The following is a 247-nucleotide window of genomic DNA, read 5'->3' as shown; positions in this document are numbered from 1 at the left end:
TAGTCAATGGTTAGAAACCGATAGCGTAAGCTGTCAGCTGTAGGTCTATCGCCAAGCGGTAAGGCAGCGGCTTTTGATGCCGCCATTCCCTGGTTCGAATCCAGGTAGACCTGCCACTATTTAGCTATTAAGACGTTGTCTTGAAAGCACACAATTTGATGCGGAAGTGGCGAAATTGGTAGACGCACCAGATTTAGGTTCTGGCGCCGCGAGGTGTGAGAGTTCGAGTCTCTCCTTCCGCACCATC

Annotated in this window: 2 tRNA genes; both read left to right on the top strand. The window is 50.6% G+C overall.

The features are described 5' to 3' along the window. The first annotated feature begins 41 nt into the window (after window positions 1-41). Window positions 42-116 (top strand) — tRNA-Gln (locus tag FC652_RS20375). Between the two features lie 44 nt (window positions 117-160). Next, window positions 161-245, top strand: a tRNA-Leu gene (locus tag FC652_RS20370). Window positions 246-247: the final 2 nt, after the last annotated feature.

Origin of the sequence: Vibrio sp. 05-20-BW147, from assembly GCF_013369385.1 — a bacterium.
In the GTDB taxonomy this organism is placed as follows: Bacteria; Pseudomonadota; Gammaproteobacteria; order Enterobacterales; family Vibrionaceae; genus Vibrio; species Vibrio floridensis.
Note: the sequence above shows the minus strand (reverse complement) of the source record. Positions and strands in the feature narration are given on the sequence as shown.